Annotated in this window: 20 protein-coding genes; 2 read left to right on the forward strand and 18 right to left on the reverse strand. The window is 75.0% G+C overall.

The window, feature by feature from the left end:
* Window positions 1-3: 3 nt before the first annotated feature.
* The 5 genes from NF338_RS02440 to NF338_RS02460 all read right to left on the reverse strand — a co-directional run bounded on the left by NF338_RS02440 (window position 4) and on the right by NF338_RS02460 (window position 5,376).
* Window positions 4-591 (reverse strand): hypothetical protein, encoded by a 588-nt coding sequence (locus NF338_RS02440; RefSeq protein WP_264029320.1) that lies wholly within the window; start codon window positions 589-591, stop codon window positions 4-6.
* A 188-nt stretch (window positions 592-779) separates the two neighbouring features.
* Window positions 780-1,304 carry an Hsp20/alpha crystallin family protein gene (locus NF338_RS02445; RefSeq protein WP_264029321.1) on the reverse strand — a complete coding sequence of 175 codons (525 nt, stop codon included), beginning with the start codon at window positions 1,302-1,304 and terminating at the stop codon, window positions 780-782.
* 152 nt (window positions 1,305-1,456) lie between these two features.
* Entirely contained in the window at window positions 1,457-2,791 is a 1,335-nt protein-coding gene (locus NF338_RS02450; protein ID WP_264029322.1) for a right-handed parallel beta-helix repeat-containing protein, read from the reverse strand.
* Between the two features lie 150 nt (window positions 2,792-2,941).
* Complete coding sequence (locus NF338_RS02455; RefSeq protein ID WP_264029323.1) at window positions 2,942-3,943, reverse strand: hypothetical protein; 1,002 nt, start codon at window positions 3,941-3,943, stop codon at window positions 2,942-2,944.
* 131 nt (window positions 3,944-4,074) lie between these two features.
* The gene (locus tag NF338_RS02460) at window positions 4,075-5,376 is read right to left on the reverse strand and encodes an exonuclease domain-containing protein (protein ID WP_264029324.1); all 1,302 of its coding nucleotides are present in this window, start codon (window positions 5,374-5,376) and stop codon (window positions 4,075-4,077) included.
* 208 nt (window positions 5,377-5,584) lie between these two features.
* On the opposite strand from NF338_RS02460, the gene NF338_RS02465 reads away from it, so the two are divergent.
* Window positions 5,585-7,366, forward strand: a complete 1,782-nt coding sequence (locus NF338_RS02465; protein WP_264029326.1) for a M20/M25/M40 family metallo-hydrolase — start codon at window positions 5,585-5,587, stop codon at window positions 7,364-7,366.
* A gap of 183 nt (window positions 7,367-7,549) precedes the next feature.
* A complete protein-coding gene (locus tag NF338_RS02470; RefSeq protein WP_264029327.1) occupies window positions 7,550-8,731 on the forward strand; it encodes a hypothetical protein in 1,182 nt (393 codons plus the stop codon).
* 3 nt (window positions 8,732-8,734) lie between these two features.
* Here the strand turns inward: NF338_RS02470 and NF338_RS02475 are convergent, their stop codons facing one another.
* The 13 genes from NF338_RS02475 to NF338_RS02535 form a co-directional block, all read right to left on the reverse strand.
* Window positions 8,735-9,418 (reverse strand): SDR family oxidoreductase, encoded by a 684-nt coding sequence (locus NF338_RS02475; protein ID WP_264029328.1) that lies wholly within the window; start codon window positions 9,416-9,418, stop codon window positions 8,735-8,737.
* 163 nt (window positions 9,419-9,581) lie between these two features.
* Window positions 9,582-10,079, reverse strand: a complete 498-nt coding sequence (locus NF338_RS02480) for a hypothetical protein (RefSeq protein ID WP_264029329.1) — start codon at window positions 10,077-10,079, stop codon at window positions 9,582-9,584.
* A gap of 209 nt (window positions 10,080-10,288) precedes the next feature.
* Complete coding sequence (locus NF338_RS02485; RefSeq protein WP_264029330.1) at window positions 10,289-11,605, reverse strand: NAD(P)/FAD-dependent oxidoreductase; 1,317 nt, start codon at window positions 11,603-11,605, stop codon at window positions 10,289-10,291.
* Window positions 11,606-12,041: 436 nt separating this feature from the next.
* On the reverse strand, window positions 12,042-13,838 hold the full coding sequence (locus tag NF338_RS02490; RefSeq protein ID WP_264029331.1) for an AMP-binding protein: 1,797 nt from the start codon (window positions 13,836-13,838) through the stop codon (window positions 12,042-12,044).
* A 52-nt stretch (window positions 13,839-13,890) separates the two neighbouring features.
* Window positions 13,891-14,958 carry a hypothetical protein gene (locus NF338_RS02495; RefSeq protein ID WP_264029332.1) on the reverse strand — a complete coding sequence of 356 codons (1,068 nt, stop codon included), beginning with the start codon at window positions 14,956-14,958 and terminating at the stop codon, window positions 13,891-13,893.
* Window positions 14,955-15,557, reverse strand: coding sequence for an ABC transporter ATP-binding protein (locus NF338_RS02500; RefSeq protein WP_264029333.1), 603 nt, complete (start codon window positions 15,555-15,557; stop codon window positions 14,955-14,957). Before NF338_RS02500 ends, NF338_RS02495 begins: the two co-directional genes overlap by 4 nt.
* Window positions 15,554-16,588: a peptidoglycan-binding domain-containing protein gene (locus NF338_RS02505; protein ID WP_264029334.1), complete on the reverse strand. Its 1,035-nt coding sequence runs from the start codon at window positions 16,586-16,588 to the stop codon at window positions 15,554-15,556. The genes NF338_RS02500 and NF338_RS02505 overlap by 4 nt, the downstream gene beginning before the upstream one ends.
* Window positions 16,581-17,189, reverse strand: a complete 609-nt coding sequence (locus NF338_RS02510) for a hypothetical protein (RefSeq protein WP_264029335.1) — start codon at window positions 17,187-17,189, stop codon at window positions 16,581-16,583. Before NF338_RS02510 ends, NF338_RS02505 begins: the two co-directional genes overlap by 8 nt.
* A 79-nt stretch (window positions 17,190-17,268) precedes the next feature.
* Window positions 17,269-17,553, reverse strand: coding sequence for a lactococcin 972 family bacteriocin (locus tag NF338_RS02515; protein WP_264029336.1), 285 nt, complete (start codon window positions 17,551-17,553; stop codon window positions 17,269-17,271).
* A 127-nt stretch (window positions 17,554-17,680) separates the two neighbouring features.
* Window positions 17,681-18,571 carry a phosphotransferase gene (locus NF338_RS02520; RefSeq protein ID WP_264029338.1) on the reverse strand — a complete coding sequence of 297 codons (891 nt, stop codon included), beginning with the start codon at window positions 18,569-18,571 and terminating at the stop codon, window positions 17,681-17,683.
* 43 nt (window positions 18,572-18,614) lie between these two features.
* Window positions 18,615-20,111 carry an amino acid permease gene (locus tag NF338_RS02525; RefSeq protein WP_264029339.1) on the reverse strand — a complete coding sequence of 499 codons (1,497 nt, stop codon included), beginning with the start codon at window positions 20,109-20,111 and terminating at the stop codon, window positions 18,615-18,617.
* A 103-nt stretch (window positions 20,112-20,214) separates the two neighbouring features.
* A complete protein-coding gene (locus NF338_RS02530) occupies window positions 20,215-20,502 on the reverse strand; it encodes a hypothetical protein (protein ID WP_087470112.1) in 288 nt (95 codons plus the stop codon).
* Window positions 20,503-20,505: 3 nt separating this feature from the next.
* Complete coding sequence (locus NF338_RS02535; protein ID WP_264029340.1) at window positions 20,506-21,051, reverse strand: hypothetical protein; 546 nt, start codon at window positions 21,049-21,051, stop codon at window positions 20,506-20,508.
* Window positions 21,052-21,141 lie beyond the last annotated feature (90 nt).

Below are 21,141 nucleotides of genomic sequence, written 5' to 3' on the forward strand. Positions count from 1 at the left end.
CGCTCACTCCTCGACCTCGTACGTCACCGGGACGTCCTCGAACGGGGGCCACGACTCGTGGAGCCGCACGTCGACGGCGACCGGGTCGCCCGCGGGGCGCGGGAACCAGGCCTGGTACAGGAGCGGGCGCCCGTTCACGGTCTTCGCCGCGACCACGTCGGTCGCGAGGTCGGTCCCGCCGGAGGAGATGAGGTCGTACTCGGTGAGCGCGTCCACGTCGACGATCGTCGGGTTGTGGTCGTGCCCGAGCATGTCGTACGCCGAGTGCTCCTCGGGCTTCTCCGCGTCAGGGTCGGCGAAGCGCGGCGTCATGAGGACGCGCAGCTCGACCGTGGAACCCTCGGCGACGAGCGAGACCAGCCCGAGCGAGACCTCGTCCTCGGCGGACCCGGGGACGGGGAGCCGCGCCTCGAGGACCGGCCGGTACTCCTCCGCCCCGACGGCGACCGGCGTCGGCCCGTCCCCACCCGTGTCGCCGGAGCACGCGGCGAGCGCGAGCGCGAGGGCCACCGCGGTGGCGGCGCTCCGGAGCGCACGGGGGCCGGAGGCGGGCGGGGGCACGGGCTGGCCCAGAGGCGTGATGCTCGGCATGGCGGGAAGGCTAGCGGACCGATACGCCCCTGATTCGGCCTATCCGTGGGGAGATGTCCCCATGGGGGCAGACGGACGGGGCCGGCACCGTCGGGTGCCGGCCCCGTCCGTGGCCCGGTCGCGCAGGGGCGGGCGCGACCGGGGTCAGGGTGCCGGCGCGACGTCGTGCGTCGCGCCGGCGGTGCGCGTCACGCCGCGCGCGTGACCTCGATGCGCTGGGGAGCGCGGCCGGCGAACACGCCGGCGACGGTCACGGTGAGCACGCCCGCGTCGTAGGACGCGCGGACGGCGTCGGCGTCCGCCGACTTCGGCAGGGTGACGGTGCGGCGGAACTCGCCGAACCGCACCTCGCGGACGCGCCGCCCGGCCGGGGCAGCCTCGGCCTCCACGTCGGTGCTCGCCCCGTCCGTACCCGCCTCGGGCTGCTCGCCCTCGGACGTCTCGGCCGCGGGGGCCTCGACGACGCGCTGGTCGCGACGCTCGCCGCGGACGACCAGACGGCGACCTTCGAGCTCGACGGTCACGTCGCGCTCCGGGTCGACGCCCGGCAGGTCGAAGCGGGCGACGAGGTCGTCGTCCTCGCGGTAGACGTCCGCGGCGGGCGCGTACCCCGTCCGCGCGGCGGGCGTGCCGGTCGGCCGTGTCCAGAGCTGGCGCACGACGCGCTCGGTGGGCAGCGGGCGGAACGGTGCCACGGTGTAGGTGCTGATCATGGTGGTCCTCCAGGTCTTCGTGCCACGGTCGGCCCGTGGCGTCCTGACCTGTCCAACCTTGAGCGTCCCCGGCTCAGTCCCGCGTTCGCGGACGACGAACGACGCGGCGCCTGACCCGCTCCGCCCGACCCGCTCCGCCCGACCCGCGGGCGTCAGCAGAGCGCGACGTGCTGCCACGGCCCCCACGCCGCGGACGACGGCGCCTCGCCCCGCGTCCACCAGCGCGCCTGCCACAGGCTCCCGCCGTGCAGCACCCGGTCGCCCCCGACGTAGACGGCCGACGCTGACCACGCGGTGAGCGACGCGTCGTCGCACTCCGCGGGATGCTCGGGCTCCGGCGTCGGGGTGTCCGTCGGGTCGGGGTCCGGCTCGTCGGTCGGGTCGGGCGTGGGCTGCTCCGTCGGCTCGGGCGTCGGGGTGGCGCCGCCCGTGGCCGTCACGGGGACGCCGGAGTTCACGAGCCCGTCGCCGCCGACGACCGTGTTGTCGTCCGTCACCGTGACCGGGCAGGTCACGGGGTCGTGCACCGTCACCTCGATCGCGTACCGGCCGCTGCCCGTCGCGCCGGTGAGGTCGGCGTGGTTGCCGCGGAAGACGGTCCCGCAGCCCCAGCCGGGAGACTGCTGGTGGGTCTGGAATCCGGACTTCGTCGTGGCCGTCCCCACGTTGTCCTCGACGACGTAGTCGTTGCCCTTCACGTCGACCCACGAGTCGTCGTAGTTCGCCCCCGTGAGCCCGTCGCCGACGAACGTGTTGCCGGCGATCCGGCCACCCGTCGTCCCCTCCTTGACGTCGACGTTCTCCCCGCGCACGAGCGGACCGATGGTGTTGTCGAGGATCTGCACGTGGTCCGACCGGTCGGAGTAGTCGTTCGCCGAGCCGACGTACACGCCCTCGCCCATGCCGCGCAGGTTCTGGCCGGTGTCGTGGATCGTCGAGCCGCGCACGACCCCGTACGAGCTCGACGACCGGAAGTGGATGCCCTCCATGTCGAGGTCGTGCACCGTGACGGCGTCGATCGTCACGTGGTCGGACGAGTCGACCATGATGCCCTTCTGCGCGTGCTGGAGCGTGATCCCCTGCACCGTCCAGTGGTCGGCGTCGGTCAGGTGCAGGACGTTCCCGCCGCCGCTCGACGTGCGCAGCACGGCCGCGGCGCTCCCGCGCAGCACGACGGGGGCGCTCGCCGTCCCGGCCCGTCCCGTGACCTTGAAGTTGCCGACGTACGTCCCGTCGGCCAGCTCGATCGTCTGGCCCGGCGCGGCGGCGGCCAGCGCCGTGCGCAGCTCGTTCGCGGTGGTGACGTGCACGACGGCGTCGCCCGCCGCCGCGCTCGCGGCGCCGGCGGACGTCCCCGCCAGCCCGGCGGCGGTCACGACGACCATCCCGACGAGCACGGCGAGGCGGCGGCGACGGGGCCGGGGTGAGGCCGAGGGCGGGGCCGGGACCGAGCGGGCGGCGTCGTCGCCGCGTGCGGTGGTGGGCATGGGCCGACGGTGCCGCCGCACCCGTCGCAGGTCAACGGTCGGCGGCCGATCGTGTGGTTCTCCCGCACCGGCGTACGGGGATTCCCTACCGCTCCCAGCGCGCCGGTCCGCGCGGCACGGACGCGGCGGACGCCGGGACGGCCGGGCGGCTCAACCGCGGCGTGCGGTGCGCCGGGCCTTGCGGGCTGCCGCGGCGCGTCCCTCCGCCTCGTCGAGCCGCGCGTCGGCGCCGTCGAGCGACTCCTGGGCCGCGGCCGCGGCGTCGCGCGCCTCGGCGAGCCGCGCGCGCAGGTCCTCGCGCTCGTCGGCGAGCCGGGCCAGCTCGTCCTCGACGCGCCCGAGCTCGTCCTCCACCTGCCCGACGGCGTCGCTCGCCGCGCGCCCGCGCGCGTCCGCCTCGTCGCGCTCGGCCTCGAGGCGGTCGACCTCGGCCGCCGTCTCCTCGACCTCCCGCTCGGCGGCCGCCACGGCGTCCTCCTCGGGAGGCTCGCCGTCGGCCGGGCCGGAGTCCCGCGCGGACCGGGCACCGCGCCCGCCGTGCGTCGTGCTCGCCTCCGGGTCCGCTGCACCGGGCCCGCCTGTGCCCGTGGCCGCACCGCCGGTCCGCGCCCGGAGCTCGACGACGTCGGCGGGCTCGCCGCCCTCGTCGACGATCCCGAACCCGACGTGCTGGAGGGCCTGCGACAGCCGACCGGCGCGGACGAGCGCGCCCGCGTCCGGGTCCATGACCGCGGCGGTGAGCGTCTCGGCGAGCCGGTCGAGCGCCGTCGCGGACACCGCCCGGCCCGCGACCTCGCCCGCGTCGCGCAGCTCGCCCACGACGCGCTCCACGCGCTCGCGCCGCAGCCGGTCGAGGGTGCGGATGCGCGTGCGGTCGCGGTCCGTCGTCGCGTCGCGCAGCTCGTCGCCCAGGCTGACGAGCGCCGCGACGTCGTCGGGCCGCTCGCGCGCGACCTGGTTGACGACCCACGCCGCCACGGTCGGCTTGGCGAGCCGTGCCACGCGCTCAGCGCCGACGGCGTCCCCCGACGCCTTGAGCTCCTTCGCCGCCGCGGTACGGGCGACGACGAACTGCTCGAGCGGCAGCGCGAAGAGCCCGTCGACGAGTGCGTCGGTGTCGGGTGCCGTGCCGAGCGTGCCGCCTGTGCTCATGCTGTCCAGCCTCGCACCTGTGCCGTGCTCGTGCCCGACCTTCCGTGCGGGTGCACGCCCGACTTTCACCCGACGTCCGCCGTGCCCTGCAGGAGGTATCGGCCCGGGCCTCGCGCACTCGGGGCCCGACGTCACGCAGCCTGAGAAGAACGGGCGGCGAGCAGCGCCGCGAAGGCCGCCTCGGTGACGACGGGGATGCCGTACCGGCGGGCTGTGCGGGCCTTCGTCGAGAGCGAGTCCGGGTCGGCGGCGACGACGAGCCGGCTCCGGCGCGTCACGTAGGGCCAGGGGCAGAGGCCGGCGGCGCGCACGTCGCGCTCCCAGGCCTCGCGCGTGCGCGACATCGACCCGGTGAGCACGACCTCGTCGCCGTCCGCGAGCACGAACGCCGGGCGCGGTGCGACGGCCAGCTCCGCGGCGAGCCGTGCTCCGAGCGCCGCCTCGACGGCTCCGGCGACGTCGTCGGCGTCGAGGCCGAGCTGGCCCGCGACCTCGTGCAGGGCGGGGTCGTCGCGGACGGAGCCGCCGTCGTCGCGGTCGCCCGCGGAGGTCGCGCCGTCGAGGGCGTCGAGCTCCGCCCGGGCGAGGGCGGTCAGGTAGTCGCGGTGCACGCTCTCTACCCTGGGCCGGTCGAGCCCGGCCCGCCGCGCCTCGGCGAGGAGCGCCGCACGCTCCGAGTGCGAGACGTAGCGGTCGAGGAGCGCGGCGTCGAGCAGGCGCAGGTAGGTCCCGGTGTCGGCGTCCGGGCGCTCGGTCCGTGCGTGCGGGGCACCCGTGCGGGCGCCCGGCGCCTCGTCGAGCCCGGCGAGCCAGTGCCCGTGGGCGCGGCTGGCGCCCCGCAGGACCGGCTCCACGCCGGGGAGCGCGGCCGGCAGCGACCACCGCACCCCGTCGGCCGCGGCGCGCGCCGCGTCCCAGCACTCGTCGTCGGCCGCCACGTCGAGGTAGTACCCGAGCAGCCCTGCGGTGGCGCGCGCGTCGCCCAGGGCCGAGTGGACGTCGTCGTGCACGACGCCCACCGCCGCGCAGCACGCGGCGAGCGCGCGCGAGCCCGTGAGGTAGCGGCTCGCGAGCTGCTGCGTGCACAGGCACGCGACGGGGTCGATCGCGGCCGCGATGCCCGCGCGCCCGATCTCCGCGCGCAGGAACCGCGTGTCGAAGGCCGCGTTGTGCGCCACGAGGACGCGACCGGAGAGCAGGCGCAGGAGCGCGGGGGCCACGCGGTCGAACGTCGGGGCGAGCGCGACGTCGGCCGCCGCGATGCCGTGCACGTGCTGGGGCCCGAGGTCGCGCTCGGGGTTGACCAGGGTGGACCACTCGTCCTCGACCCGGCCCGCGTCGTCGACCAGGACCACCGCGACCTCGGCCACCCGGTCGCCGAGGCGAGGGGAGAACCCCGTGGTCTCGAGGTCGACGACGGCGAATCCGGGCACCGGCACAGTCTGCCCGACGCCGCCCACGCCTCGTCACCACCCAGGCGGCCCCGCGGCGACCCGTGCACGCGCAGGGGTTTCGCGCCGGGCCCCGTGGGCCTACGCTCGCGAGCACACGAGCCTTCGCAGCGTCGCGTCTCGTGTGCGACTCGGCCGGACCCCGACACGACCGGGGTCGGTCGGCGGGGGCCACTGTCGAGGAGGATGCGTGAGACCACGAACGATCGTCCCGTCTGCCGCCGCCGCGAGCCTCGTGCTCGCGGCACTGACCGCTGTACCCGTCGGCGCCCAGCCGCTCGACGCCGCACCCGCAGGCGGCCTGCGTGCCGCCGACGCACCGCCCCCGCTCGAGGACCTCGTCACCGGCGACGCGGTCATGCAGCGGCTCCAGGACTTCCAGGACATCGCGGACGCCAACGGCGGCAACCGCGCGATGGAGACGCCCGGCTACGAGGCGAGCGCCGTCTACGTCGAGGACGCCCTGCGGGCCGCGGGCTACGAGCCCGAGCGCCAGTACTTCACGTTCGAGGACCTGGTCACCGACGACCTGTCCCTCACCGCGGCCGGCGTCGCGGTGACGTCGGACGTGTACCCCGCCGAGTTCGCGCCCGACACCCCGGACGACGGCGTTACGGGCCCGATCGTCCAGCCCGCCGACGCGCTGGTCCAGGGCTGCACCGCCGACACCTGGGACGGGGTCGCTGTGGAGGGCGCCGTCGCGCTGATCAGCCGCGGCTCGTGCCCGTTCGCGGACAAGGCGCTGCACGCCGCGCAGGCCGGCGCCGCCGCCGTGATCCTGTACAACAACACCGACGGGGCACTGAACCCGACCCTCGGCGCGGCGAGCGACGAGTGGGCCCCGACCGTCGGCATCACGCAGGCGGCCGGGCAGGAGATCCTCGCGGCGATCGCGGGCGGTGCCGAGCCGGTCGCGACCTACGACCTGCAGACGCACGTCGAGGAGTTCGAGACGTTCAACGTGCTCGCGCAGACCCCGGGCGGTCGTGACCACAACGTCGTCATGGTCGGCGCGCACCTCGACGGCGTCGAGGACGGGCCGGGCATCAACGACAACGGTTCCGGGTCGGCCGCGATCCTCGAGGTCGCGGTCCAGCTCGCCGCCGCGACCGACGGTGGCCAGGACGTCCAGAACGCCGTGCGGTTCGCGTGGTGGGGCGCGGAGGAGGTCGGGCTGCGCGGCTCGACCCACTACGTGAGCGACCTCGTCGAGAACGACCCCGCGGCGCTCGACGACATCGCGACCTACCTCAACTTCGACATGGTCGGCTCGCCGAACTACATCATCGGCGTGTACGACGCGAACGAGTCGACGTACCCCGCGCCCGTCGAGGTGCCGCCGGGCTCGGCCGAGACCGAGGCGGTGTTCACCGACTACTTCGACGGCATCGACCAGGCGTGGGTCGACACCGAGTTCTCGGGTCGCTCCGACTACCAGGCGTTCATCGAGAACGGGATCCCGGCGTCGGGCCTGTTCACCGGGGCGGACGGCTCGAAGACGGCCGAGGAGGTCGCGCTGTTCGGCGGCACCGAGGGCATCTTCTACGACCCGAACTACCACTCGCCGGCCGACACGATCGACAACGTCGACGCGACCGCGCTCGACATCATGTCGCGCGCGATCGGCCACGCGGTGGCGGCTCTGTCCGAGGACACGTTCGCGATCAACGGCGTGGGCAACCCGCGCGTCGACGCGATCGAGGCGGAGGCGCGGTGCCTGAACGGCAAGGCGTACGTCGCCGTCCGCGCGACCAACGGCGAGGACGAGCCCGTCTCGCTGCGCCTCGTCACGCCGTTCGGTCAGCGGGCGTTCGGCCAGGTGGCTCCCGACGCGAACGCGTACCAGTCGTTCTCCACCCGGTCGGCGTCGGTCGACGCCGGCACCGTGAGCGTCGTCGCGCGTCTCGCGGGCGGCGGCGAGAACCATTCGCAGACGTACGACGTCGCGTACGACGCGATCGCCTGCGGCTGACGCAGCGCGCGTCGCACGACGGCGGGGCCGTCCTCCACGGGAGGGCGGCCCCGTCCGCGTCCGCGTCCGCGTCCGCGTCCGCGGTCGCGCGGCGTGCGCCGCGACGCGTCGGCGGGGTGGGTCCCGCCGGGGCTACGCTGGCCCGCGGCGCGCCGTCGGGAGGCGCGACGGACAGGGGGTCACGTGGCGAAGGAACCGTTCCTCTCGACGACGGACGACGAGCCGGGCGACGGGCCCGACCTGCCGGGCATGACGTCGGGCGACGAGCGCAGCACGCTCGCGCGGCTGCTCGGCGAGAAGCGCCTCCTGCGCGTGCCCAGCCTCCCCGCGGTGCCGCGACCCACGCTTCCGCGGCCGTCGTTCTCGCTGCCCGTCTCGCTCCCCGGCCGTCGTGCGCGGCGCGACGACGCCGACCCGGCGTCCGAGGCGGCTCCCGAACCTGACCTCGACACCGCGCTGGAGGACGCGCTCGTCGAGGCGCTCGCGGGCGACGGTGTCGTGGTCGACGCCGCGGACGGCGGTCCGCTCGACGACGCTGCGGACGGTGGTGCGTTCGACGAGGTCGTCGCGGAGTGGGTGCGGCGCGCGATCGCCGCCTATCCCCGGCCGTCGTACCCGCTCGAGCGGGAGTGGGACGTGTCGGTCCAGGGGGTCGTGCGGCTCGTCCCGTACGTGCCGCGGTTCGCGACGGCGCCGCTCGCGCTGCTCGACCGGTTCGGCGCCGTGACGATCGGGCCCCGGCGGGTGGGGCTCGACGGCAAGGACGTGGACTGGGAGCGCGTCGTCGAGGTGCGCACCGCGCCCGCGTGGACGTGCCTCTCGGCCGAGGCGCTGGAGGTGAACCTCGCGCAGTACGTCGTGGCGTTGCCCCCGCTGCCCGGCCGCGCGTGGGTGCTGCGCAAGATCAGCGAGCTGCTGCTCTCGCTCTACCTCGCCGTGCTGCCGCCGGACGTGGACGGCGACGACGTCGTCGCCGACGCGCGCGCTCTCGTCGGGGCGACCGGCGCCGAGGGAGGTGACGCGGACCAGCCCGACGGCGGCGCGGACCAGCCCGACGGCGACGCGGACGCGGCCGACGCGGACGCGCGGCCGGACCCGATGTTCGACCGGGTGGTGACGCAGGTCGTCTACCGGCGGCGGTTCGGGACGGGCGAGGCGCAGGCGAGCACGACGTCCGTCCTGCTCCAGCTCGCGCTGCGCGGCGCGACGGACACGATCGTCCGCACGGCCGCGGAGCGCGGGGTCGAGGTCGTGCACGTGCGGGCGGAGGACACGAGCGTCGGGTCGGTCGTGGCGCGCGCGGCGACGTGGCGCCGCACGGCGCTCGACCTGCGCGAGCGCGTGGACCGGCGCCTCGGGCGCTGACGGCTACCGGTCGAGCGCCTCGAGGATCGGCGTGTCGCCCGCGGTGAAGCGGACGAAGCGGCCGACCGTCGCGGGGGTGCGCACGGCCTGCGCGACGACCATCGCGACGTCCGCGCGCGAGACCTGCGAGGCCGCGCCGCTCGGGACGTCGTCGGCGCCCTCGAGCCCGTCGGCGCCGTCCCCGACGACGCGGATCGCACCGGTCGGGTCGTCGTCGGTGAGCGTGCCCGGCCCGAGGATGGTCCAGTCGAGGTCGGTGCCGCGCAGGTGGTCGTCGGCGGCGAGCTTGGCGTCCGCGTAGGCGAAGAAGCTCGAGTCGGGGTCGACGCCGTGGTCGGGCACGGACCCGATCCACGACACCATGACGTATCGACCCGCCCCGGCCGCCGCGGCGGCGTCCATCGAGCGGCCCGCGGCGTCGCGGTCGACGGCGTAGGTGCGCTCCGGGCTCCCGCCGCCCGCTCCGGCGGACCAGACGACGGCGTCGAACCCGCCGAGCGCGGCGGTGAGCTCGTCGACGGAGGAGTGCTCGAGGTCGAGCAGGAGCGGCTCGCCGCCCAGGCGGCGGACGAGCGGGAGCTGTTCCTCGGCGCGCACGATCCCGGTCACGTCGGCGCCGTGGTCGACGAGGATCGGGACGAGCAGCCGGCCCACCTTGCCGTGGGCACCGACGAGGGCGATCTTCATGCGGCGGACTCCTGTCTGCTGGCGTCGAGATCGGCCCGAGCGGCCGAGATCGACCCCGGGAGGCCGACCTCGAGACGGTCAGGCCGATCTCGCGGTGAGGATCCCACCGTGCTCTCCCGAGGCCGACGCCGCCACCCGGGACGGCGTCAGGGCGCGGGAAGCGTCAGGGGCACTGCCGGGCGTTGGGCGCCGCGGCGAGCGTCACGGTCGCCGACCCTCGGAGGAGGTCTCCGCCCGCAGGATCCTGGGCGCACACCGTCCAGCCGTTCGACGCACCCGGCAGGGTGCCCGCGCCCGGGTCGCGCGCGTCGACCACGACGACGCTCGCGGCGCCGCGCTTCTCGAGGTCCGCGCGCGCCTGCTTGAGCCTGGTCTCCACGAGGTTCGGCATCGGGAACGCGGGCCCGATCTCGACCGAGACCTCGACACCGTCGGACCCGCCGGGCGGGACCGGGCCTCCCGGCCCGGTGGTCGGGGAGCCGGTGGGCTCCTCGGTGGGCTCGGTCGTGGGGCCCGTGGTGGGCGTCGCGGTCGGGATCGCGGTCGGCGACGGTGTCGGCGTCCCGGGACCGCCGGCCAGGGCCTCGGCGCGGCACCCGGCCAGCGCCGCCACGGCCACCGCGGCGAGCACGACGACGCGCGCGCGTCGCGGCACCGTCACGCCCGAGCGAGCCTCGCGATGCGCTCCGCGCTGCTGCGAGATGTCCTTCTGCGTCCGGCCCGTCGTCGTCGACGGTGCCGTCGTTCGTCCTGCCACCACACGTGCCCCCGGTTGCCCCTGCGAACTTCCCTGCGTCTTCGAGGGTACGTGAGAGTCGTGGAGGCGGCGGCCGGGGAAGGCGTCGAGGGCGGGTGATCCTGGAGCGGGCCTCAGCCGCGACCCGGAGCGGTGCGCTTGGGCGGCCGGACGGTCGGGACGTCGCCGACGATGGGGATCGGGCGGCGATGGAACGGGAACCCGTAGCGCGTGACCAGGCCGGCGAGCGTCGTCAGCCGGTTCCGCGGCCCGATGAGCCCCATGATGTGGACGAACAACCACGCGAGCCACGCGACGCCGCGCGTGAGCCGCAGCCTGCCCACCACCTCCGCGATCGCCGCGCGCCGCCCGATCACCGCCATGGTGCCCTTGTCGAAGTACCGCAGGGACGTCGTCGGGCGCCCGGCGAGCAGCGCCTCGATGTTGCGCGCGACCTGCGCGCCCGCCTGGATCGCGGGCTGCGCGAGCTGCGGCAGCCCGGCCGGTGAGACAGCGATATCGCCGGCCGCGAACACGCCCGGCAGGCCCTCGACCTGCAGGTCGTCGCCGACGACGACGCGCCCGCCCTCCCCGCGCGGCAGGCCCCAGTCGTCGACCTCCTCGTGCGGGTGGACGCCCGCCGACCAGACCGTGAGGTCGGAGCGGATGCGCGTCCCGTCCGTGAGCACGACGGCGTCCGGCAGCACCTCGGCGACCCCGGCCCCCAGGTGCAGACCGACGCCGCGGCGGCGCAGCTCGTCGGCCGCGTACCGGCGCAGCCTCGGGTGGAAGGACTTGAGCACCTCGCCGCCGCGCTGGACGATCTTCACCTCGAACGCGTCGCCGTGGATCTCCGGGTAGGCGGGGCGCAGACCCGCGGTGCGCAGCTCGGCGAGCGCCCCCGCGACCTCGACGCCCGTCGCGCCGCCGCCCACGACGACGACGCGCAGCCCCTCGTCGGTCCCGGGGTTCGCCGCCGCCTTCTCGAGCCGGATGAACAGGGTGTCGCGGATCTTCATCGCCTGGGACCGCGAGTACATGGGGAACGAGTTCTCCTTGGCGCCCGGGGTGCCGAAGAAGTTGGCCGTGACGCCGTTCGCGACGACGAGGTAGTCGTAGTCGACCCACTCGTCGTTGAGCAGGCGGATGCGCCGACCCTCGTGGTCGATGCCGACGAGGTGCTCGTGCACGACCCGCACGTTCTTCTGCTGGAGCCGCAGCCCGCGCAGGAAGTAGGTGACGTCGCCCGGGTTCAGGCCGCCCGTCGCGACCTGGTAGAGCAGCGGCTGGAACGTGTTGTAGACGCGCCGGTCCACGAGCGTCACACGCACGGGTGCCTTCGCGAGCCCCTTGACGACGGCGAGACCGGCGAACCCGGCGCCGACCACCACGACGTGCGGCACCGGGTCGGTGTCTGCCGGACCAGGCGCAGCGGTGACGGGCTCGGGCACGGGGCCTCCTCGGGGCGACGGGGTGGGAGAGCGCCGGTGCCCGCCCGCCTGCGTCGCGGACGTCGCCGACGACGTCTGCCAGGTTACGGCGAACCCCGCCCCCGCGCCGAACGGCCGGTCGTGGTCTGCCGAGGTAGAGCCGTGGTTGCGCGAGGTAGAGCCGTGGTTCCTGTGCTCGACGGCGTGTGGTCGGGTGGGGTGGTCGGGGTGGGTGGTGGTGCCGCGTCTACCATCCGCCGCTCGTTCCTCGCGGCTCCCGCCAGGCCCGCCACGACGCGGCACCACCACCCACCCCGACCGACGTCGTCTCACCCTGGTCCTTGCTCGCCCGGGCGACCGCAGGCCCCGCACGACCTGGGTTCTCCTTCGGGGGACCACGGTTCTCCCTCGGCGGACCAGGGTTCTCCCTCGGCAGTTGGCGGGTCGGGGCGGGGTGTCAGGCTCGGTGGTGCTCGACGTCGTCGCGGCCCAGGAGGTCCTCGCGGACGACGCGGCGCAGGACCTTGCCGATCTGGGAGCGCGGCAGCTCCGGCACGACGGCGAGCGTGCGGGGCAGGGCGTAGCGGGCCAGGCGCTTCTCGCCCCACTCGCGCACGGCCGCGAGGTCGACGCGCGGGGGCGAGGCGGCATCGTCCGCGTCGTCGAGCACGACGACGGCGGCGACGTGCTCGTCGGAGCCGCTGCCCGGGACGCCGACGACCGCGACGTCGCGGACGCCGGGCATCCCGCGCAGGTGGTCCTCCACCTGGGAGGGGTACACCTTGAACCCGCCGGTGACGATCATCTCCTTGATGCGGTCGACGAGCGTGACGAGGCCGGCGTCGGGGCCGTCGAGCGCGACCCGGACGACGTCGCCGGTGCGCAGCCAGCCGTCGTCGAGGAGCTGGTGCGCGGTCTCCTCGGGGCGGTTCCAGTAGCCGCGGAACACCTGCGGGCCGCGGACGAGCAGCTCGCCGCGCACGGTGCGCGGCGCGGCGGGGTCGTCGGTGGGCTCGGGGTCGGCGTCGCGCAGGTTCCCGGCGTCGAGCGCGTCGGCGTCGACCACGCGGATCTCGGTGCTGGGGAAGGGGAGGCCGAGCGTGCCGGGGCGGCGGTCGTCCGAGCAGGGGTTGCCGAGCGAGATCGGGGAGGTCTCGGTCATGCCGTAGCCCTCGATGAGCAGCCCGCCCGTCGCGTCCTCCCACCGCCGCGCGGTCTCGGCGGTGATCGGCATGGCGCCCGCGAACGCGAGGCGGATCGAGGTGAGGTCGCCGCCCGCGCCCGGTGCCGCGTCCGCCGCGGTGACGATGCGGTCGAACATGGGCGCGACGCCCGGCAGGAACGTCGCGGGGCGGCGCGCCTGCGCGGCGACGAACGCCTGGGGGTCGAACTTGGGGAACGCGACGAGCGTCGCGCCGATGCGCGCGGGGAGCGTGAGGCAGAACGTCAGCCCGAACGCGTGGAAGAAGGGCAGCACGCCGTAGACGGTCTCGGCGCCCTCCTCGAACGTCGCCCACGCCTGGCCCTGCTCGACGTTCGCGACGAGGTTGCGGTGCGTGAGCACCGCGCCCTTGGGGGTGCCCGTGGTGCCGCCGGTGTACTGGAGGAGCGCGACGTCGTCGGCGCCCGGGTGGGGGAGCGCCGGCGGGAGAGCACGTGCCCGGCGCACGAGGTCGTGCCAGTCGGGGACGCCGGCGGGCACGGGGCCGCGCAGCGCGTCGCGCTGGGCCCGGGCGCGGGCGACGGGCAGGCGGAGCGCGAGGCGGCTCCCGCGGGGCAGGTCGCGCGCGATGTCGAGGCCGACGACGGTGCGCAGGCCCGGCGTGTGCGCGCGGGCCTCGAGCACGGCAGGGACGGTCTTGGTCCACACGACGGCGACGCTCGCCCCGGAGTCGGCGAGCTGGTGGGCGAGCTCGTCGGCGGTGTAGGTGGGGTTGTGCTCGACGACGACGGCACCGAGACGCTGGACGGCGTAGAACGCGACGACGTGCGACGTGCCGTTGGGCAGCACGAGCGCGACGCGGTCGCCGTGGCGCACGCCCAGGTCGTGCAGGGCGCTCGCGGCGCGCTCGACCTGCGCGACGAGCCGGGCGTAGGTCGTGGTCGCGCCGAAGAAGTCGACCGCGACGCGGTCGGGCCAGCGCTCGGCCGCGCGGTAGAGGGCGGCCGTGACCGGCTCGTCGGGGACCTCGACGTCCGTCGGGACGCCGGGGGCGTAGCGGTCGGTCCACGGCCTCGTCGCCAGAGTGTTCACTACGCCACCGTAACCTACGGTTGCGTAGGTTGTGTGTGCGGCCCGGGAGCGGTCATCGGTCCTTCGCGTAGGCGAACAGGTGCTTCTCGCGCGTCGTCACCAGCGCGACGACAACGCCTGTCGCGCCACCGAGCAGCACGGACAGGACCACGCGCGTGCCGAGCACCGCTCCGACCAGCAGGTCACCGTCGCGGCCGAACCAGGCGAGCGAGAGCGCCATCCCGACCGCCGTCGCCGGAGCCGTCCAGAGCGTCGACTCCAGCGCCACGATCGTCCACAGGTCGCGTCGTCGCATCCCGTCGTGGAGCGCCGTGGCGAGCTCCACCCGCCGAGCACGGACGGCGACGAACGCGACCACGGCGGCGACCAGCCCGACGAGGAGCCCCCCGAACCGGGTGACGCGCTCTCGGTACAGGCCGGCACCGTCGAACTCGGCACCCAGGGTGGGGTTGAGCTGCTGCACCTGGGGGACGTCGTCGGCGTCACCGCCGGGCCGGAGCACCGTGAAGAGCAGGGGGTTCAGGTCCGTGGTCAGCGGCCACGCCTCGACCCAGCACTCGTCGAACGGTGCGTCGGTCCCGGTGACGCCGACGGCGAGGTACCCGTAGCCGTCGCGTCGTCCGTCGCGCGGGTAGACGTAGGTGCCCGCCAGGCGGGACGCCCCGGTCGTCGTCGCGAGGCGGTCGCCGACGGTGGTGCCGAGCGTCGTGGCGGCGTCGGCGGCCAGGATCAGCCCCGGTCCACCGTCGGTCGTGGCGCCGACCACGGACGCGAACCCCGGGCTCGCGTCCGCGACGGGCATGGGCGCACCCGGCAGCGCGACGGCGGCGACGGACTCGCCGGGCCGGAGGGTGAGCGCACCGGCGGCGTGCACGCCGGGCAGGTCGCGCAGCGACTCGCACCGCGCGCCGTCGACCCGGCCCGGCGCCGAGATGGTGAGGACCGAGGCGCCAGCGGCCCGGAAGGCCGCGGCCTGTCGCTCGAGCGCCGCCACGGTCGAGATCTCGGCGCTCGACGCGATCACCACCAGGCCGGTCAGCACCAGCGCCAGGGTGACGGACCTCGCCGTCCCGCTGGAGGTGTTGCGCCACGTCTCGCGGAGGATCGAGCGCAGCCTCATGCGGCGGCGTGGAGCGTCAGGTCGACGTGGTCCGAGCACGAGTCCCGGGTCGCGGCGTCGTGGGTCGCGACGACGATGATCGTCCCGGGCGAGCGCAGGGCGCCGAGTGACTCGTTGACGGTGCGGGCGGTCGGCAGGTCGAGCTGCGCGGTCGGCTCGTCGACGAGCAGGAGCCCGGGTTCGGACGCGATGGCTCGTGCCAGCATCAGACGCTGTGCCTCGCCTCCCGAGAGGCGGCGGAACTGTTGCTGCGCGACGCCCTCCAGCCCGAACCTGCCCAGGAGCTCGACGGATCGACGCTCAGCCTCCTGCGGGCGCAGGCCGCGCACGAGCAGGGGGAGGACGACGTGATCGAGCGCCGTGCGCCGGGGCGTCCCGTGAGGGTTCTGGAACACCCAGCCGGTGCGCCCGACGCCGTCTCGGTGGACGGCACCCGCGCGGGGAGTCTCCCACCCGGCGAGCAGGCCGAGCAGGGTGCTCTTGCCCGACCCCGACGGGCCGGTGAGCGCGTACGTGCGACCTGGCCGAAGGTCGAGCTCGAGCCCGCGGAAGAGCCATGGTCGCCCGGGGAAGTGGTGCCCGAGGCCGGTCGTCGTCACGCGCACGGGGCGTCCCGTCGGGGCGAGGTGTCCACGGTGGTGGGCGGTGCGTCGTCGAACAGGACGAACGTCTGCCCGAGCTCGGACCCCACGACTCGCAGCGGGTGGGGCACGTCGTCCGTGGTCACGCACGTCGTGCCGTCCGGCGCCGTGAGCACCGCTGAGGGTGGGACGACCGACACGTCGACCGGTTGCGCCAGCCGCAGCTGGCCGACGGGGGCCTCGTCCCCCGTGCCGACCTGTTGGAGCGAGGGTGCCGCGTCGAGCTGGGAGAGGAGCCCCGGGTCGGTGATCGGGCTCTGCGGCTCGATCGCGACGTCGACCCCGTCGACCCGGAGCGTGCGCGCGCCGGCGACGAGGTCGGACGGTGCGTCGTCACGCAGGGCGACGCTCGTGAGCGTGCCGGGCGTGGTGACGATCTCGGCACCCGCCTCGAGCGGACCGCCCGTCGAGACCGAGCATCCCGCCACGACGACCGAGGGCGCGGGGATCCAGAGGAAGCGCTCGCGCGAGACGGACGTGAGGGGCGTGGGATCGCCGAGGCCGTCGAGGAGGTCCTCGACGGCCCGCAGCGTCTTCGTGCCGAGCGTGCCGGTCACCTCGACCGTGTGCCCCAGGCGCGTCAGCTCCTCCTGGAGCGCTCGCACGTCGTTGCCCTGCGCGCCCACGGGAAGGTCTCGCCACAGGGGAAGGGTGGTCGCGAGCACGACGACGGGCGCGTCGTCGAGCCAGAGGGGCGCGGTGCCGGACTCGAGCGTCGTACCGGGGCGGCAGTCGAAGCGGGTGACGAGGCCGGAACCGGGAGACGTCAGGGCGGACTCCTCGCCGCGGGAGACCTCGAGCCGGACAGAGCGCACGTCGTCGAAGGTCGCGCTCTGGACCGGGAAGCTCGTGACCGGGCTCGGTGACCGGAGCGGTACCGGGACGGCCGGGGACGTCCATGCGGCACCGAGAGCGGTCCCGACGGCGACGAGCGTCAGGGCGCCGACCGCCCACAGGCCCGCCTTGGCAGGGCTGGGGCGCTCACTCACCGGCCAGGCCGAGCGGGTCGCTCGAGCACGTCGTCAGTGCGTCCCGGACCTCGGTCGTCAGAGCAGCGAGGTCGGAGAACCGGCCCTCCATGTCGGCGAGGTAGTCGTCCGCCGAGTAGCCGGCGGGCGCGACCCCCTTGCCGACCAGGCACTCGGCCATGATCGTGGGGACGTCGAGGTTCTGCGGGTTCTGCGCCATGATGTCGTGCAGGGCTCCGACGGTGTCGGCGCCCGACTCCCGCTCGCAGGCCTTCACCACCTCGTACGGGTCGCCGCCACCGGGGAGGGGTGAGGCCTCGTACGAGCCGTCGGGCTCGAAGCCGGAGAACGTCACGCCCTCTCCCTCGAGGCACGTGCGGAACTTCTGCTCCATCTCCGCGTACTCCGCGTCCGTGATCTCTTCGTCGGCGATCGCCTGACGGGCGAACTCGGACTGGCTGTCGGCGTAGAACGCGGCGAACTCGGCCGCGTACGGCCCGTCGAACGGCGGGACGTCGACGGCGTCCGCCGACGACCCGGTCGGGCCGCAGCCCGCGACGAGGAGCGACGTCACGGCGACGAGGGCTGTGCCCGAGAGACGGACGAACGGGTGCGGAGTCAAGGTTCTCCTCGGGCGTGGTGCGGTGAACGGTGACGGGCCAGGGTGCCGTCGACGACGGCCGACGGCACCCTGCCGGGTGCTACGCGACGTCGTAGTACGCCTTGTTCCCGAACAGTCGGACCTCGTCCCACTGGTAGGACGTGGTGTTCGCCCGGAACCAGCCCGAGCTGCGCAGGCCGTTCTGCCCGTAGGTCGAGGACTTGTGGATCAGGCTGGGGTGGTAGTAGTGCGACCAGACGTCCTTGGTGTCCGCACCGTGGTCCCACCGGCCCCCGACGGACGGGTAGCTGATCGCCGCGCCCGCAGGGCCGGCTGCTCCGAGCGTGACGCCCAGGACGAGCGTCGCGGACAGGACCGTAGTCATGATCTTTCTCATCAAATCCCCCAAAACGGTTGGCTGGTCAGGAGGTGTCTAGCGTTCCGCCCGGGCGCTCGCCGACGTGTCCGTGATCCGAGACGCCGGGGATCCGCCGCCGGTCTGCTCGTGCTCGTCAGCCCGCCAGGACGCGGTCGAGCGCCGCGCGGCCCGCGGGCCCCCAGTGGGCCTTGCCGCCGGGCAGGCCGCGGTCCCCGTTCTGCCCCATGAGCAGGAGGAAGAGGGCCTTGAGCGCCGCCAGCCCCCGGGCGCGCCGGACCGTCGCCTCGACGGCGCGCGCGTACGCGTCGAAGAACCGCGCGGCGGTGCCGACGGGCAGCAGCACCCAGGCGGCGGCGAGGTCCCACGCCGGGTCGCCTGCGAACAGGTCGCCGAAGTCCACGACCCCCGCGAGCGTCCCGTCCGCGACGACGACGTTCGCGGGGTGCAGGTCCCCGTGCACCCACACGGGCGGTCCCTCCCACGCGGGGGCCGCGACGGCGTCGGCCCAGACGGACCGGACGGCGGCGGCGTCGTCGGGGGCGACCGCGTGCAGGAACCCCTCGAAGCCGTCCGTGGCATCGCGGGGGTGGGCGCCCCGGTCCGTGGACGTCGGCGCGTGGGCGGGCGCCGGGACGTGCAGGGCGCGGAGGAACCCCGCCAGAGCGTCGGCGGCGTCCGCGCCCCGGGTGATCGTGCCGTGGTCCAGCGGCTCGCCGGGGACCCACGTCATCACGGTCCAGTGCCGGGGGAGGCGCGCGGACGGCGCGCCGTGCCGCACCGGGACGGGCACGGGGAGCGGGAGGCGCGGGGCGAGGACGGGCAGCCACCGTCGTTCCTTGAGCTGGGGCTCCGGCGTCGGGTCCCTGCGCTGCACCCGGACGGCCAGGTCGTCACCGAGGCGCCACATCTGGTTTCCCCAGCCGCCCGCGACCTCGCGGAGCGGCAGCCCGGCGAGGTCGGGGTGCTGCTCCTCCAGAGCCGCGCGGACGAGGTCGGCGGTGATCGCGGTCTCCGTGGCGCTCATGCGCGCCCACGGTACCTCTGGGGCGACACCGACGCGGCGACACCTACGCGGCGACGTCGCCCCTCAGGGAGTCGCGGCCCGCGACGGAGTGCCGGTAGCCGTAGAAGGCGTAGATCACCAGGCCCACGACGACCCAGCCGAGGAAGCGGAGCCACGTGAGCGTCGTGAGGTTGGCCATGAGCCACAGGCACGCGACGCCGGACACGATCGGCAGCACGGGCGACCACGGCACCTTGAACGAGCGCTGCAGGTCGGGGCGCGAGCGGCGCAGGATCGGGATGCCGAAGCTCACGAGGACGAACGCGGAGAGCGTCCCGATGTTGATCATCTCCTCGAGCAGCTCCACCTGGGACAGCCCGGCGATGAGCGCCACGACGATCCCCACGCCCACCTGCAGGCGGATCGGCGTGTGGTACCGGTGCGAGGTCCGGGAGATGCCGCGAGGGAGCAGGCCGTCGCGGCTCATCGCGAAGACGACGCGCGTGAGCCCGAGCAGCAGCACCATGATCACCGTCGTCAGCCCGATGAGGATGCCGACGGAGATGACCCGTCCGGCCCAGTCGGCGCCCACGAGGATGAACGCCGTCGTCAACGAGGGCGCGTCGGACTCCGCCAGCTCGGTGTACGACACCATGCCGGTCACGACGAGCGTCACGAGGATGTACAGGACCGTGACGATCGCGAGGCCGCCGAGGATGCCGCGCGGGAGCGTGCGCTGCGGGTCCTTGGCCTCCTCGGCCGTGGTCGCGACGACGTCGAACCCGATGAACGCGAAGAACACGAGCGCGGCGCCTGCGAGCAGGCCCATGACGCCATACGTCGTGGGCTCGAGCCCCGTGAGGAAGCCGACGAGCGGCTGCTCGAGCGCCGACTGCTCCGGCGCGGGCTGGGCGGGCGGCACGAACGGCGAGTAGTTCGACGCGTCGACGAAGAAGAACCCGACGACGATGACGAACAGCGTGATGCCCACCTTGATGACCGTGAACACGCTGTTGACGCGCGTGCTGAGCTTGGTGCCGATCGCGAGCAGCGTGGTGAACACCGCGACGATGAACACCGGCCCCCACTCGAGGTCGACGGGGCCGATCGGGATCGTCAGCGGGAGGTCGATGCCGAACAGCCCGAACGCGTCGCCCAGGTACACGCCCCAGAACTTCGCGATGACCGCCGACGCGAGCAGCATCTCGAGGATGAGGTCCCACCCGATGATCCACGCGACGAGCTCGCCCATGGTCGCGTAGGAGAAGGTGTACGCGGACCCGGCGACGGGGATCGCGGACGCGAACTCGGCGTAGCACATGACGGCGAGCGCGCACACGATCGACGCGATGACGAACGAGACGATGACGCTCGGTCCCGCGTAGTTCGCGGCGGCCGTCGCGCCGACGGAGAAGATGCCCGCGCCCACCGCGACCGCGACCCCCAGGACCGCGAGGTCCCAGGTCGTCAGGCTGCGCTTGAGCGACCGCTCCGGGTCGTCGATCGCCGCGAGCGAGTCCTCGACGGACTTGCGACGGAACAGGCCGGTCCTCGTGGCCACGGGTGCGCCTCCCCGGCGTCGGTGACAGGTCCGTCCATTGAACCGGTCCCACGCCCTCGTCGCGCGGCGGGCGGCCCGGCCTCCCGCCCAGGTCCTGCGACCGTCAGGCCGGGTGCCAGCGCGCTCCCCACCGGCGGGTCAGGCGGCCGCCCGACGTCGCGGCGTGCGCGCGCACCCCGGCCTCGACCGCGTCGGCCACGTCGTGCGCGGCCGCGTCGGTGTCGGCGAGGAAGCGGACGGTCACGCGGGCCTCGCCGCGCACGACGCCGACGTCGTACGCCTCGACCGTGGTCAGGTCGCGCGCCGCGGCTGCGGCGGCGGGCAGCACGGCCTCGGGGTCGGCGCCCGGGCGCAGCAGGCCCACGGCGAGGGTCACGCGGTACGACGGCACGACTCAGCCGAGCTCCGGCAGCCCGGCCTCGTCGCACGGGTCGAGGCCGACCGGGCCGGACACGTCGAGGCGGACCACGTCGCCGTCGGCGGTGACGCGGACCGACCATCCCGCCGGGTCCTCGGCCTCGACGGAGGCGGACCCGCCGTGCTCCGCCTCGACGACGTCGGACGGCTCGCCGAACCCGTGCTCGTCGAGCACCGGGGCGAGCGCGTCGGGGACGTCGGCGAGCAGGTCGTAGCCCTCGCCGCCCGCGCGCGTGGTGCTCGCGTCGGGGAGGAAGACGACGCAGCGGCCGTCGTCCTGCGCCGTCGCCGAGGCGCTGCCGTCGTCGGCCCAGCCGTCCGCTCCGTAGACGTCCTGGACGGCGGCGAGGACGTCCTGCCGGGTCTGCTCGTAGCCCGTGACGGCGTCCGGGGCGGGCGGCGGCTCCGCCGGCTCGGCGTCGCCGCCGCACGCGGAGAGCGCGGCGGTGACGCCGAGCGCGAGCACCGCCCCCGCGGTCCGCGTCGTCGCGCCCCGGCGCCGTGTCGTGGCCTGCTCCGTCATGGTCCCCCTCGGTCGTCGCGTGCGTCGTCCGCGGGGGACGCTACCAGCGCGCACCGACGCGAGGTCAGAGGTGCGGCCCGCGCGGGGATG

This window comes from Cellulosimicrobium sp. SH8 (genome assembly GCF_025818875.1).
Classification (GTDB): domain Bacteria; phylum Actinomycetota; class Actinomycetes; order Actinomycetales; family Cellulomonadaceae; genus Cellulosimicrobium; species Cellulosimicrobium cellulans_D.